Origin of the sequence: Sphingomonas paeninsulae (assembly GCF_003660165.1) — a bacterium.
Classification (GTDB): Bacteria; Pseudomonadota; Alphaproteobacteria; order Sphingomonadales; family Sphingomonadaceae; genus Sphingomonas_O; species Sphingomonas_O paeninsulae.
This window is the reverse complement of sequence record NZ_CP032829.1, coordinates 322,478-335,819: the sequence shown is the minus strand read 5'-3', so window position 1 is coordinate 335,819 and position 13,342 is coordinate 322,478. Positions and strand designations below refer to the sequence as shown.

At 59.5% G+C, this 13,342-nt stretch carries 14 protein-coding genes; 3 read left to right on the top strand and 11 right to left on the bottom strand.

Annotated features, from left to right (window positions below; genetic code table 11):
- Positions 1–168: 168 nt before the first annotated feature.
- From D3Y57_RS20125 to D3Y57_RS07010, 6 genes are all read right to left on the bottom strand, one after another.
- Complete coding sequence (locus D3Y57_RS20125; protein WP_162987023.1) at positions 169–714, bottom strand: hypothetical protein; 546 nt, start codon at positions 712–714, stop codon at positions 169–171.
- 79 nt (positions 715–793) lie between these two features.
- Positions 794–1,717 carry a hypothetical protein gene (locus tag D3Y57_RS07035; protein ID WP_121152397.1) on the bottom strand — a complete coding sequence of 308 codons (924 nt, stop codon included), beginning with the start codon at positions 1,715–1,717 and terminating at the stop codon, positions 794–796.
- Between the two features lie 9 nt (positions 1,718–1,726).
- Positions 1,727–3,730 (bottom strand): portal protein, encoded by a 2,004-nt coding sequence (locus D3Y57_RS07030; RefSeq protein WP_121152396.1) that lies wholly within the window; start codon positions 3,728–3,730, stop codon positions 1,727–1,729.
- 1 nt (position 3,731) lies between these two features.
- Positions 3,732–5,195, bottom strand: coding sequence for a hypothetical protein (locus D3Y57_RS07025; protein ID WP_121152395.1), 1,464 nt, complete (start codon positions 5,193–5,195; stop codon positions 3,732–3,734).
- Between the two features lie 223 nt (positions 5,196–5,418).
- Positions 5,419–5,745: a hypothetical protein gene (locus D3Y57_RS20120; RefSeq protein WP_162987022.1), complete on the bottom strand. Its 327-nt coding sequence runs from the start codon at positions 5,743–5,745 to the stop codon at positions 5,419–5,421.
- Between the two features lie 1,005 nt (positions 5,746–6,750).
- The gene (locus D3Y57_RS07010; protein WP_121152392.1) at positions 6,751–7,233 is read right to left on the bottom strand and encodes a hypothetical protein; all 483 of its coding nucleotides are present in this window, start codon (positions 7,231–7,233) and stop codon (positions 6,751–6,753) included.
- 146 nt (positions 7,234–7,379) lie between these two features.
- On the opposite strand from D3Y57_RS07010, the gene D3Y57_RS07005 reads away from it, so the two are divergent.
- Genes D3Y57_RS07005 through D3Y57_RS06995 form a run of 3 tightly spaced genes read left to right on the top strand, consistent with a single transcriptional unit; the run spans position 7,380 to position 8,349 of the window.
- Positions 7,380–7,697, top strand: coding sequence for a hypothetical protein (locus D3Y57_RS07005; RefSeq protein WP_162987021.1), 318 nt, complete (start codon positions 7,380–7,382; stop codon positions 7,695–7,697).
- The gene (locus D3Y57_RS07000; protein ID WP_162987020.1) at positions 7,694–7,990 is read left to right on the top strand and encodes a hypothetical protein; all 297 of its coding nucleotides are present in this window, start codon (positions 7,694–7,696) and stop codon (positions 7,988–7,990) included. The genes D3Y57_RS07005 and D3Y57_RS07000 overlap by 4 nt, the downstream gene beginning before the upstream one ends.
- Positions 7,987–8,349: a hypothetical protein gene (locus tag D3Y57_RS06995; protein ID WP_162987019.1), complete on the top strand. Its 363-nt coding sequence runs from the start codon at positions 7,987–7,989 to the stop codon at positions 8,347–8,349. The genes D3Y57_RS07000 and D3Y57_RS06995 overlap by 4 nt, the downstream gene beginning before the upstream one ends.
- Before the next feature lie 179 nt (positions 8,350–8,528).
- Here D3Y57_RS06995 and D3Y57_RS06990 read toward each other — a convergent pair whose 3' ends face one another.
- The 5 genes from D3Y57_RS06990 to D3Y57_RS06970 are packed head-to-tail and all read right to left on the bottom strand — an operon-like array spanning position 8,529 to position 13,342.
- Positions 8,529–10,814 (bottom strand): VapE domain-containing protein, encoded by a 2,286-nt coding sequence (locus D3Y57_RS06990; RefSeq protein ID WP_121152388.1) that lies wholly within the window; start codon positions 10,812–10,814, stop codon positions 8,529–8,531.
- The gene (locus D3Y57_RS06985) at positions 10,814–11,392 is read right to left on the bottom strand and encodes a hypothetical protein (RefSeq protein ID WP_121152387.1); all 579 of its coding nucleotides are present in this window, start codon (positions 11,390–11,392) and stop codon (positions 10,814–10,816) included. Before D3Y57_RS06985 ends, D3Y57_RS06990 begins: the two co-directional genes overlap by 1 nt.
- A complete protein-coding gene (locus D3Y57_RS06980; protein WP_121152386.1) occupies positions 11,392–11,772 on the bottom strand; it encodes a hypothetical protein in 381 nt (126 codons plus the stop codon). The genes D3Y57_RS06985 and D3Y57_RS06980 overlap by 1 nt, the downstream gene beginning before the upstream one ends.
- On the bottom strand, positions 11,769–11,948 hold the full coding sequence (locus tag D3Y57_RS06975) for a hypothetical protein (protein WP_121152385.1): 180 nt from the start codon (positions 11,946–11,948) through the stop codon (positions 11,769–11,771). Before D3Y57_RS06975 ends, D3Y57_RS06980 begins: the two co-directional genes overlap by 4 nt.
- Positions 11,945–13,342, bottom strand: coding sequence for a DEAD/DEAH box helicase (locus D3Y57_RS06970; RefSeq protein WP_121152384.1), 1,398 nt, complete (start codon positions 13,340–13,342; stop codon positions 11,945–11,947). The genes D3Y57_RS06975 and D3Y57_RS06970 overlap by 4 nt, the downstream gene beginning before the upstream one ends.

Genomic DNA, 13,342 nt, shown 5'->3' with positions numbered 1-13,342 from the left:
GACAAGCCCCCTGGCTAAATGAGCAACAGAAAACGGAGCGTCCGTGAGGCTGGACAGCCGCTGCGCGTGAAGTGCGCGATCCTGTTGCCCCCATCAGGCAGGGAGCTTTACCGCTACCCGTAAGGCCGGGCGGAGCCGCTACCGATACGTTCGGCGAAACGGATCAAATCACCCCGGAAGGTAAATCCGATCATCCTCCGACGTGGCTTGTCCCTTCCCAGCAATTACGCCTTGAAGGAAATTCATGTCGGTATCGGGAACCGCTACCACAAATACCTCGCTATCGCCAAGGGTTTGCGCGGCAGCAATGGCATCGAAACCGTGAAAAAACACGTATTCCTGCAGCTTTTCGCTTTCGACGAGGATTACGGGAGCACACCGACCATCGGTGGCACGCACACGTGAAGCAAGGTCGGAGATCGCAGCTGTTGTTCGCAGCGTCGCAATCCGATCGAGGGCGTCAGGCCCAAGCAGACCAAGCACAGTGTCGATTGGCATACGCTCAGCGAACCCTTGCAGGTGGCCAATGGTAACCGGTTCCGACATGACGGTGGTAGCCTCCTGAACGACAGGAGGCAGAGGCGGGGCCGGTGGTTTCACCACTGGCGGCAGTACGGCTTCCGGTCCCTCGTGTTTGCTTTCGGCAGGCACGACGGTGGTTCCGACTGTCTGAGGCTTTGCCGCTGGATTTCTCCGCACGGGTGGCCGTTTCACGCTTCTTGCTTTCGTACTCGGCTTCATCGGTGTGCTCCCTTCATCAGCCGGATTTGCCCACTGGCATCCGGCCGAACTTTTACGCGTTGCCGGTGAGGCGACGCAGTGTCTCGGTATCGAGCTTGTTGAAATCGGCGTCGGACAGATTCAACAGATCGCCGAGCTGCTCCTCAACCGACTTCACGCCATCGGTTGCGCGCCCAGCGCCCGCCGTCATTGTGCCAGGCGTGGCGGGTGTGTTGAGCCGCGGATCTGTGGCAGCGACCGAAGGAGGCGTAGCACTGACCATCTGCCCGCGCATATCCATCGCGCCCGCCTTGATCATGTTCGCCGACAGCATCGCGAGGTACAGCGTCACGACATCGCGACCGTCCGATATTCCGTCGACCTCTTCCGGCGAATAGTTCAGCTCCGCGCCGAACTCTCGGATCTTCGGGAACGCCGTTGCGAAATCCGGGATGGCACGCGACGCCAGATCGATCGCGCTATCCAGCTGGGCTTGTCGCTCGATCTGAGTAACTTCTGCCTCAGCAGCGCGCTCCTCCGCATCGAACCGTTCATCAGCAAGGCGCTTGGTCGCCGCATCGGGATCGTCATTCAGCTCCGTAGCGAACGCGGCACGCCGCTCGGCAATGCTCGATTTCCGCGATGCAAGCTGCTCGCGTGCGCGGCTCGCCAACTCAGCGGACTGCGTAGTGACACGCCGATGGTCAAATGAAACACGGTCCGCACGTTTGGTCTGGTTGAAGGCAATGCGCGCCAGCTCGTCGGGCGTCTTGCCCTTGTTGGCTTCCTGCCATGCTTTGAACGCAGCATCTTCATCGACTGGCGCTGGCGTCGCAGGGTCTGCAGGCGCAGCTGGCGTTGCAGCTGCTAGCGCAGGGTCAATAGCCTCTGTCGTTGTAACGGGGTCATTCTCATCAACAGGCGGCGTGTTGTCGAGTTCAAGCGTAGCCAGTGCGGCGGTTTCTTCGTCGGTAAAAACTTCATCTCTGATACTCATCGGGGCGTCCTATTGTGCTGGCTGTGGTGCGGGTGCGCCGGATGGCACGACACCCGGAGGAAGTGGCATGCCGGGCGGTGGCGGGATCGGGTCACCGGCTTTCCAGTCAGGCGGTGGCAGTGTTCCAGCCGTCGTCATCTGCCAGAGCACGAGCCGCTTCCAAGCGTCACGCACGTGCGGCGGCATAGGCAGCAGATCGATAAATTCGGGAGGCACTGGGATGCCCGCCGACATCACCTGTGGAAGCGTCGTTTGCAGGATGTTCAGCGTTGCCATGCGGTCGTTGACCGAACTGTCCGTCTCTTCGACCGTGACGTCGTATTGCCCGATCGACATATCCGTCGTCATCGACACAGCAGCTGCTCCGTCGGGTCCCACAACACGGATCATCCGACCTACAGAAATGTAAGTCTGGATATAGGCAAGCAGCACCATGCCCAGCTCAATCTTGGTGTGCCGGAAGTTATCGAACAGAGGAGCCAGCGAAGTGCGCGCGGCCTTCTTCCGCATCTCCATCACGACGCCGGCATCACTGCCCTGGCGTTGCCCGGTCATCTCGACGTTGACGCCGGAAATCTCACGGATCATCTGAGGCCGCGTCATAGCGAGGTCGACAAGGTGGCGCGGAATCGGCGGAACCTCGATCGGCTTAGGTTCGCCGCGCGCGGCATTGTACTCGAGAAGCTGGCCGGTCTGTCCGAGCTTTGTTTCCCACTCGTGTTTATTGTGGAACGAACCCTTCGGTCCCTTCCAAGATCCTTTGCCCATCAGCTGGATCAGCGCGACAATCGTGGACTGCTCGACGTTGTGCTGCTTCTGCACATCGGTGACCGGACGGACGAGGCCGAACCATTCGCCGTTCGTGCTGTCGAACATCGCACGCACGGGGATATACGGGATGCGCTTGAGACGAGGCATCGGAGACGCCTTCTTCTCGAGCAGCACGTCGTACACCGTGAACGCTTGATAGAACTTCCGCAGCGGACGTTGCTTGGCCTGCAGTGGTGGCGGAATCTGTGGTTGCGGCATAACCGGCTGGCCCAAAGCGGGCGGATTGATCGCCGCCGTAAGCTGGGCATTGATCGCCTGAACCTGAGCGTTCTGGATGTCCTGCGCTCGTTGATCCTGCAGCTGGGAGAACTCTTCCTCGGTCTTTTCTTCCATCAGGCCGGTCTGTTCGTTGATAACGACCCAGCCGCTCTCGATCTGCCACCACCATGTTTCGAGCACGGTCCACATCTTGGTGTCGCAATTATACAGCTTCGGGCTGTTCACCTGATCGGCTGGATCGAGATAGATATCGCGGAAGCCCTTGCCGTCGCGTTCGGTGCCCAGCTCGCCACCCTCGGTATTCGAACGCAACTGCGCGGCGCAGCCGGGCCAGCGCGCCTCTAGTTCGTCTTCCGTCATCTGCTTGGCGCGTTGCCGACGACGCGCATCATCACCGACTGGACTGACGGACAACGGATCGTCGAACATCTCGGCATCCGGTACGAACGCCAGTTTGATCTTGCCCTCTGGATCGTCGAAGAAATCGACTTCGGGAACGACCCATCCCTCGCCGGAAATGGCACCGTTACGAAACTGCTGCGACAGCGCGAACTCGCCGCCGCAACCCTTGACGATCCATTTCAGAATACGGTTCAGGTTGGCCGCATTTTCATCGTCCTCGCCCCCGGTCCCGTAGAATTTCATTTCCTGACGGTTAGTGCGCTCCTCACCTTCAACGGCGTTTATCATCGTGAGGATGAGGTTGATTGTCAGGCGCGGACGCTTGGCGTTCGCAGGGCCGCTCGTGTCCGTCTCGCTCCACTGCTTACCCGCGTACATCTCATGGTCGACCTTGCGCTTACGCATGATCGGCTGTTTCTTTTTCGACGCCTCGAGAAACCACTTGCGGACCAGCTCGACGAACTTGCCGTCCTCAAGGTCGAACGCAGCGAGCGGCTTATCAGGATCGGCCTCCACTGGCGCAGCGGATTCGGCGACACCAGTTACAGTCGGCTCGAGCATATTAATTTCCCATCCATGAGCCGCCACCCGCAGACGCGGACTCGCGGTAATCGTCGTAGTTTCCGATCCGGCGCTCAGGCAGCAGATCGAACGGCACAGCGAATGTGAGCGCGAGCGCATCGGCCATGTCTGGCGAGCGCAGGCCCCGACGGCGCATTTCGTCTTTCGTTTCCAGCCGCAGTTTGTTGTTCGATCCCGAAGGCTTGCGTTTCACCGAAACCAGATCATCGGTAAGGTCGGGCAGGTTCGGCAGCTCTACCGCTCCCTCGAGCCATTCCTTCATCAGCGCCCACATCTCGCAACGCAGATTCAAATACAGCTCAGGCTCAGTCGCGCTCGTGCCCGGATTGATGCCCCACACCTGATCGGCAAAGCCCATGTCCTCGAGCGTCTCGACAACGCCGATACCCATGCCGACCTCCTCGATAACTGCCTGTGCATCGAGGCCTTGATCTTCGCGGTAGAACCTGATTTCATCGGCAACGCGGCGCGCGAAATCCGTGGTGCGTTCGCCGCGTAGCACTTGAACGTTGTCCAACACTTTCCGCCCGCGACGCGGCACGATAACGGATCGATCGCTCGAGTGTCCGACGTCGACGCCAAGCACCAGCGGCCAGCGTTTGAACATCTCCACCTGTCGCGCCATCGCCTGGGCAACGTGATCGCGCGGGATGAACTGCTGGGAATCGAAGCGCGGCGGCATGCCAGCGACACGGACGCGATACTCGTCCGATTCCTCGCCGAGCATTTCCTTCATTTCGGAAACCCACGACGGATCGACGAACGGCGAATCCCATGACGGAATTACAAACGAATTCCACATGCCTCGCGCGATATCGCCGGGCTTTCGCGCAGCCAGCTTCCCATGAACGGCGTCGTAGAAATACCCCTCGTTCCGCGTGCTGTTGCCGAGCAACACCCACCGTGCGCCGGGCGTCGTCATCGCCCCCGCGAACACATTGAAAATCACACGCGCGATCGCGGACGCTTCATCGAACACGCCGAGCACATGCTCCTCGTGCGTGCCGGCGAACGCTTCTGGATTATTTTCCGACCATGCCAGTGCTACCGCCTGTTGCGTCGGATCGTTGAACATCGTGAACGTCGACGTCTTCCAGTCGAACCAATCCTTGTTCTTCGCCTGGGCATTCGTCTTCGACAGTTCGCGCCACAGCTTCTTGGTGAGCTGGTCCTCAGTGTTTGCCGTTGCGACAATTGCAGGGTGAGGCCGCGTCGATATGAACCAGTGAATCAGGTCCGCGCCGAATGCGGTCTTCCCTATGCCGTGGCCTGAGCCGACGGCCGTTCGCTTGTTGGTAAGGATCGACTTCTCGACGGGGACCCAGCAATCTGCCTCCCTCCGCCCCAACACGTCACGCCGATATCCGGAAAAATCTGAGCGGTACGTTTTCGCGATGAACTGGATATACTCGGTGGTGCGAGTGGCCGACGGCTGCGCACTCATGCGCGTGCGCCCAGCATCGATTTAGCTGCAGCTTCCTTCGCGACCGCGTCGTTCGTCGAATACGCCCACGCCTCGCAGACTGACCTTCCGTCTTTCGCGAGCATGGTGACAAATTCTGTCACCCCCCGATATGTCCGTGAGGTCTCCGACCGCCACACCAATCGCAGCCCGCGTTTGCGCGCGAGCTCCGTCAGGCGTTCAACCGAAGACCCCCCGTTTTGCATCAGGCAGCAGGTTCCGCCTCGGCGTCCACAACAGCTGCGACATCACCCGGCATCTCGTCGGTATTGATGGCCGTGACTGCCCCGGACGCAGCGTTTGCCAACGTGCCACTTCCACCACTCAGCCCAGTCGCGTCCTTCGGCAGCTCCGAAATGTGCAACGACGTCGTGTCGCTGACGGAAAACTGCTTCGTCGTATTGGCCGGCACGAACTCGGTATTCGAGCTCTGCGAATATCCGTATTTCTGCTCGTCGCCGTACGAGTGATTGCTGTTCGTGTTCACTGACACAGGCCAGTCGTGGGTCGTTACCGTTACTGTCGTCGTCATCAATCGTCTCCGTCTTCAAAAATCGAGTTAGGGTTGGGAAGGTGTTGCGCGGTTCCGGCAGTAGGTATGGATGACGGGAACCGGGGGGACCCTGTGGCTTCATCCCCCCGGGGGGTGGCGACGCGTTGATGTCGATCAGGGTCGCGCTCGCGGTGTCGTCAGTGTCCGACATTCTACCTGATATGTCGGACGGAACGGACCTATCGAGCCTATCCATGCGCTCCTCAATGCGTGAGCGTATGCCTTCTCTCAGCTCAAGCCGCGTCTCTCGGGCCTTCCAGACGTCGGCTATCGCCGCTTGAGCAGACGCGCCGTTGATCTGGACGTTGACCTGAACACCGGGCGCATCGCTTTTCGGGCGCAAACCGGCTCGATCCAATAGGTTAGTGGCCGCCGTGACGCGTGCGCGGGTGTCTGCCTTATCGTCTGTCATGATATCGACGAGCGTTCGGATAGCTCGAGGAAGGTATGCGCTGACGTTGACGACGCTCAGTCGCTTGATCTCAGCCAGTATCGATGGGTGACAGACGTTCTTGGCACCCATTGCACCGGGACTGTCGTATCCTGCGAGGACAGCGGACTTGGTAATCTTGCCACCAGTGAGCACGAAGTGGCGCGCAAAATCACGCTGACGCGCGTTGAGACGATGGCCTCCGTGACCGCCTTTTACCGTTATACAACCATCATCAAAGTCCTCAGCAAGGACCTGAGCAGCCTCTTCATGCACGTCTTGGTCTGGCGCTTCCTCCAACATGGGCGACGAGATAGCACGGTTTGTGCTGTTGTGAAGAGGGCGCATGGGTCAGGCTGTAACCGAGTAAAAACATCGTAACCGTGGTTCTACAGGAGTTTCAATATCACTAAACTCTGATCATGCCTGACCCTATGAGGAGTTTTCCTCATGTGTGCGCGCGCGACTATATGGGTTACACAGTTACAGGTGTATATTTATATAGTTACATCAGTAGTTTATGACCGTAACCGAGTTGTAACCGAGTGCCAAAATCACTCAGTTACAGGGTTACAAAAGAAGGGGTGCTCAGGCGACAGCCAAACGAAGGTGTCGGGCTTGTCTGCGGGGGTCATCTTCTGCCAGCCGAGGAGGACGAGCTGGGCCGCGAACACGACGTCAAAGTTCTGCACCTGATCGCTGAGCTTATTGCCTGTTGCCAAGTAATATGCGTCCTCGAGCGTCACCTCCGTCTGATCGAAAAGCCCTGCTTCTATAGAGGGTATGAGCCATTGAGCGCGCAAGCTCTCGTTCGGTCGAGCGGGCCTGCCGGGAGGGCGAATGAATGCCGGTTTTTCTTTGGCGGGCTTAGCCAGACGCGCGAGCGGTTGATAGGTTCTGCCGTCCAGCCAGCACGACGTTATCGCGATCACAAGATCAGTGAGCGTGCGCCGGTCGATGGCCGCTTGCTCTTGAAGCTTGTTTTTTAGAGCCGTTGGAAAGCGCAAGCTGATGGGCGATGTTTGTGCATCTGACATGTCGAATAAAACCTCATTTGTGTATCTTCATTGTATACTGGCACGGCTTACACGTTGGCAAGAGAGGCGTTGACATTGTCCGGCTACAAGCACAATATGTGCTTATTGCGGTTAAAACGAACCGCCTCTCGCCAGAGGAATATAATATGGCCCACACACCCGGACCTTGGCGCGTTGCTAAATCGGCACCCCGTCGCGTCACTTCTGAGCACGGTATCATGATCTGCAACGCGATCCTGCGAAATCAAGGCGGACCAAAGCAGAGAAAAATATTAAAGGACGAGCATGAGGCCGAGGCGAATGCAGCCCTGATCGCTGCCGCTCCCCAGCTGCTGGAACTGGTGCGCGGCATGATGGAAGTGCTCATCCACGATTGTGACGTGCCACCATGCGCCGGATCGATGGCTCCCGCCGAGGATTTGACCGGTCAGGCTCAAATACTGCTCGCGGAGATCGGAGCATGAGAACCCGCCACGATCCCGCCTACCTCGCCTCTCGTATGGGCAAGCAGGTTGTCGACAAACATCAACTTTGGGCAGCATGGCTGCTCGGTGCGGCCAGCTACCACCATCCCGCCAAGGTACGCGGTCCGGTGCATCCGGATACTCGCCGCGAGTTTGAAGCCGGGCGCACCGCAGCTGCAGGGGGCTTCGTTCAGGTGCCGAACCTCTCTGAGGCGTTCGAAATGGCCCGCCATGTTCAGGCCGGTAATCCGCCCCACACGTTCAAAGGCGAGCAGATCGCGATGCCGCTATGATGCCTGCGCCCGGCCAGAAGAACGATTGCGGTGTCTATACGCCCCATGAAACCTTGGAGCTACCCATGCCACGCAAAGGCTGGCGCGGTATGCCGCTGGCCGACATCGATCTGGTGCAAACGCCGGAAGGTTGGCGCTCGTGCTTCGGCTATCAGTTCATGACGGGGGATTGTTGCGGACGAGGTTCGCCGCTTACGGATCACGATCGAGCATTCCCGACACGTGAACTCGCAGTTTCTCACTCAGCTACTGCGCTTCGTAAGATAGCAGCGCGGCGCGCCGATCGAGAGGCCAAGCTTGTGCTGGAATGGCTCGACAATCTCGAGCCTGTTCAGGCTGATCTGTTTGCGCTGCTATAACCCCGTCGAATCGGGGGCGCATGTACAGACTATCGAACTGGGGTCACCGCTTCACGCGCTGGCAACCAACCAAAGACGAAGCGATTGCCGACGGCCTGTTACGCGGCTGGCTTTCTCGAGCGGATTACCCTCGAGCGCCCGTTTACTGGAATATCGGCGTGGAGCTGCAGACTAAATAATCAGTCGTCGCCATGCGCCAACTGCTCGAATGTGCGCGTGTCCGGTTCCACAGCTACGATTGGCCGGAATACCTTGACGGGCTCAGCACCACGCCCCAGCCGCTCCGCTTTTCCCGCGCTCCACTTGATGGCGCGCAGTGCTGCACCAGCTCGTCGACGGGCACGAGGGTCTTGTCGATCGACGGGCAGCTTCAACGCTTCGGTCAGCATCACGTCGATGGTCGTATAGCTCAGGCAATATTGGGAAACGTGGGCCTGAATGACGCTTTCCCACGGATCAACTTCACGACGCGCTTCCTGCTCGACCTTGGCTTCCGCGATGATGTCCGGATCTGTGAGATACCATTCCTCGCCTTCACCCCATGCGTGGACTGCCTCGGCCCATAGCTGATCGCGGTCGCGCAGGATGCTTTCAAGCCTGATATTGCCTGTGGCTACCGGCCAGAAGCGACGCGCGCCGGTCGGATCACGGAGGTATCCGCCACCCTCCTCAGGATTCACAGACCCGACAAATGCGGTGCGACGCGGCACTGATACCGTGAGCTTGCCGAACGGCGGTCGGAATTTGTCGACAAGACGAGAGAGGAACAGCTTTACATCGTTCACATCGGCCTTGGACATTGCCGCCAACTCGCCGACCTCAACAGCCCACGCGCCCTGCAACTGCATGAAACTGTCCTTCGAATGGAAATCGGGCAGATGGTCGATGAAGAACCTATCGCCGAACAGATATCGAATCGCCGTAGATTTGCCCGTTCCCTGATCGCCCTCGAGGACCATCATTGTATCCATCTTGCAGCCCGGTTTCAGAGCACGGGCCACTGCGCCTATCAGAAATTTCCGCCCGACCTCTCGCGTGTAAGAAGATGGTGGCGAACCAAGGTAATCCACGAGCCATGTGTTCAACCGCGGCTTGGCGTCCCACACGACACCGTGCAGATATTCAGACAGCGGATCGCGACTGTTGCGCCGTGCTTCGGCCAGCATCTCGTCGGCAACGTCGCCTTTCTTCGCCTTGAATCGGTCGAAGTGCATGATGCGCCGAAACTCTGCGACGTGATGGTCCGCCATCTCATTGCCATCCAGTTCGACAGCCTGAGTGAACGCGTTGAAGCCCAGCCGACCGCGCAACAGCTTATGGTTCGAGATGTAGTTCGCCACGCCTTCGACGTTGTTTCCGTCGGGGTGACCGGCTGGCGTGGTAGGGATGTGACCGCGCCAGCTCTCGTCCTGCAGGAAATCCACTTCGACGAGTGTTGCACCTGGCTGTGTGTCTTCGGCTTCAACCGAGCGCATCGCGCCCATAATCTGTCCGCCGACGGCCTGCTCGCCCTGCAACTCGTGAAGATCGTTGAAATCCGTGCGTCCGCGAGCTGCACCGTCTTTGAAATATGGCAGCACCCAACGACAGCCGATCGTCTTGGCAGCAGCTTCCGCTTTTATCCGCCCAGTATTGACCCACGGCCTGCCATTTCCACGCTCTGCCCAGTCGTGTGGCGCTATTTCGTCGTTGTCACCCGCGATCAGCAGCGTGGCCAACGGGCGATGGCGCGCCATTTCCTTGGCGACTTCGATGAGATTGCCGGAATTGAAAGCGCAGACGACGCCGGCACCGGTGGCTTTCCAGATCGAGAAGCCGGTCGCGACACCTTCGCAGATAACGATGAGGCTGGAATCGCCCTTGAGCGAGAAGAACGTGCCAGCGACCCGGCCCGACTTCATGAACCGCTTTTCGCCGTTCGGGGAGATCGTCTGCAGATTGGTCAAGGCAGGGTTGCCCGCCATATCGAAACTGTACATCGGAACGCAGAGTAGAGCCGTCCCGTCCTTGGCAGTGCGCTGACGTAAACCGCGCGGGATGGTGATGAGCTTGCGCTCTAGATACGGGTGGCTCTCAACGTCGGGCTTCGCTTCGCCCCACATGCGGCTGGCATCTTCGGCCACCTCCGCTTGACGCGTTTCACGCGCGACCTCGGCCTCCGCTTTCATGCGCCGCTGTTCGGCTTTGATCTGACCGCGCTCTTTAGTCGTCAGCTCCCGACCGAAATCATAGTGCCACTGGTTGCTCTCGCCGGTCTTCCACTCGCCGAACCAGCCGACGGGGTACTTGCCCAGCTTGAGCTTATAGAAACCATTGCGCCGCCCAGCCTTGTCGCCGGGCGCATCGAATCGCACGAAGTCGGCTGTATCCGGCTCGATCGGGCCGGGCAGATATCCAGCCGCAGCCATCGCATCGGAGAAAGCGCGCTCGACTTCGGATTGTGACGGCTCGAGTAACGCACTCATCAGTCGCGACCCTCGAGCCAGCCGATAGACGGCTCACCCTCATAGCCATGCTCCCAAATGAACCACGCGAAAGCCAGAACGCCGGTGCCATCTTCGCCGACTGCCAAGCGTCCGCGCTGCATCGGCACCCGGTTGGACATCACCCAAACCTTTTTTAGTGGTGTTCGTTTGAACCAAGCACCGCGACGCTGTCCTTCGAGAAACGCCAACCGCAGGAACATCGCCACCTTGCCGGTCGACATCTGCAGCGCGCAGTTAATGAAAGGCATCGCGATTCCAAAGGGCGGATTCGTGGCGACGTTCGGGGCGCGCGACTTCCACTCACGCAGAAAATCGACACCGTGCTCACCATAGCCACGGTCGATCAGATCTGTGCTGATGACATCGTAACCAGCGGCCTCGAGCACGCGGGACATATCGCCTTCACCGCAGGCCGGTTCCCATATCGGTCCGTCGAACTTCTCAACGGATAATAAGGCACGCGTCGCACTGGGATGCGTCGGATAGAAATCATTCTCTTCCCGGTTTTCGGGATCGTCGCGCTGCGCACTGGCATACGTGCTGGTGTTGCGGCCCATTAGCCCCTCCCAAGGATAGCGAGTGCTTCTTCTTCGGAACGGAAAACCCCGTAGAGGCCTCCGGCCCGCTCGAACGCGGCCTGAAATCGTAATTGTGTTTCGTGCTGCTTGCCGGTGAGAGTTTTCGCCTCGAGCGCGAACGCCCTTCCGGCATTAACACCGAGGATATCTCCCGACCCCGGAAGGCCGAACGTGATCGGGCGCGCTTCCATAAGAACCACCATGCCAGCCTGCACGATGAGCGTTTGCCCCTTGCGGACTGGGCGCTGGATGCCCTGCCACGCCATGCCGGTATTATTGCGCCACGCCAGCGTTTCAGGCAGCGACGACACCTCGACCAGCGAGGCATTCATAATCGCCTTTTCTGAGCGGTCCTTCATGACTGTCCGACCTCGCCCATCCAAAGACGGGCCTCATCGAGCTTGAGCAACACCAGTTTGAGCGAGCGCATTTGCGGCGCATTCATGTACCGCGACGTCAGCTCGATCTGCGTCTTCGTATTTCTGATGAGGTTTTCAGAAACCTCAACAATCTCTGCCAGATCTTCGGGCATCATGCTGCGCGTCTCCGAAATTTCGATCGAAACGACCATTGGTGCCGAGCCCAGCCCGGCTCGTATCCGCGCTTGCGTCCCAGCGCCTCGAAGTCCGCCAGTGACTTGCACTCGCGTTCCTCAGCTTTCCGGTCGGCGGTAGCCTTCGCCTTGGCGGCAATCCGCTCGAGCGCGGTAAGCTCACCGGCTTCCTGCTCGAGCGTGCGCGAACGGTTTGGAAATTCAGTGCCGCAGCCTGGGCAACATGCCAGCCGTGAAGGCGACACCCGATAGCAGGTCAAACACTGGTGAATTACCATAGCGTCGGTTGGACCGCCGCCACCACCTGCGCGCTTATGACGTCCCTCGAGCGACCATTCGCGTGGATCGTCGGGCATACCGTGTACGAACGCGTTGCCCGCATGGTCGCAGATGATGGCCTGTTCTTTGCCCTGCATGACACGGAGCGCACGGCCCACCTGTTGCAGATGCAGGGAGAGCGATTTCGTTGGCCGCGCGAGGCCGCAGTAAACCAGCCCCGGCACGTCGAACCCCTCGCCGAACAGATCCACGTTTGACATGATTTCGATGTCACCGGCCCGGAACGCCGACACGATGCGCTTGCGGTCCCGTTCGTCCATCGAGCCATCGACATGCGCGGCGCGGACGCCAGCTGCAGTGAACGCTTCGGCAAGGTGCTTGCTGTGCTCAACGGAAGCAGCGAACACGACACCCTGCTTACCAGCCGCCAGCTTCTGATAGTGCTCCACGACATTGCCGATGAGCTTCGGCTTATCCATCGCCGCGCCCAGCTCGCCACGGTTGAAGTCACCGGCCCGAGTCGGAACGCCAAGCAGATCAGGCTTGCCCGGCGCGTAATAGGTATAAGGGGAGAGGAACCCGCGCGCGATCAGCTCAGCGACGCTCGGTCCCTTCACGATGACATCGAAGTGGTCCTTGAGGCCGCGTCCATCAAGGCGTTCAGGTGTCGCGGTCAGTCCGATCAGGAACGCGTTGCCGTATCGCTCGAGGATCTTGCCCCATGTCCCGGCAACCGCATGGTGCGCCTCGTCGCAGACGATCATGCCCGGAGGGGTCGCGGTATCGAGGCGGTTGCCCAGCGTGTGAACACCGGCAATCTGCACTAACCGGTCACGGTTCTCAACGAACCCTGCAGCGATGATGCCATGCGGAATATCGACACGTCGGAAGGTATCGCTTGTCTGCTCGATTAGCTCACGGCGATGAACGAGAAACTGTGACGCGATCGCGCGCGCGGACGCACCGCCCAGCATTTTAGCGGCCATGACAGTTTTACCGCCACCAGTAGGGAGCTGCAGCAGTATGCGTCGAACACCGGCGCGCATGTGACCACGCGCCTCCTCGAGCATACCGTCCTGATAATCGCGGAGTTCCAC

Coding starts and splice junctions, on each gene's coding strand:
- D3Y57_RS07035 (WP_121152397.1), bottom strand. CDS start 1,717: ATGAGTATCAGAGATGAAGTTTTTACCGACGAAGAAACCGCCGCACTG.
- D3Y57_RS07030 (WP_121152396.1), bottom strand. CDS start 3,730: ATGCTCGAGCCGACTGTAACTGGTGTCGCCGAATCCGCTGCGCCAGTG.
- D3Y57_RS07025 (WP_121152395.1), bottom strand. CDS start 5,195: ATGAGTGCGCAGCCGTCGGCCACTCGCACCACCGAGTATATCCAGTTC.
- D3Y57_RS20120 (WP_162987022.1), bottom strand. CDS start 5,745: ATGACGACGACAGTAACGGTAACGACCCACGACTGGCCTGTGTCAGTG.
- D3Y57_RS07010 (WP_121152392.1), bottom strand. CDS start 7,233: ATGTCAGATGCACAAACATCGCCCATCAGCTTGCGCTTTCCAACGGCT.
- D3Y57_RS07005 (WP_162987021.1), top strand. CDS start 7,380: ATGGCCCACACACCCGGACCTTGGCGCGTTGCTAAATCGGCACCCCGT.
- D3Y57_RS07000 (WP_162987020.1), top strand. CDS start 7,694: ATGAGAACCCGCCACGATCCCGCCTACCTCGCCTCTCGTATGGGCAAG.
- D3Y57_RS06995 (WP_162987019.1), top strand. CDS start 7,987: ATGATGCCTGCGCCCGGCCAGAAGAACGATTGCGGTGTCTATACGCCC.
- D3Y57_RS06990 (WP_121152388.1), bottom strand. CDS start 10,814: ATGAGTGCGTTACTCGAGCCGTCACAATCCGAAGTCGAGCGCGCTTTC.
- D3Y57_RS06985 (WP_121152387.1), bottom strand. CDS start 11,392: ATGGGCCGCAACACCAGCACGTATGCCAGTGCGCAGCGCGACGATCCC.
- D3Y57_RS06980 (WP_121152386.1), bottom strand. CDS start 11,772: ATGAAGGACCGCTCAGAAAAGGCGATTATGAATGCCTCGCTGGTCGAG.
- D3Y57_RS06975 (WP_121152385.1), bottom strand. CDS start 11,948: ATGATGCCCGAAGATCTGGCAGAGATTGTTGAGGTTTCTGAAAACCTC.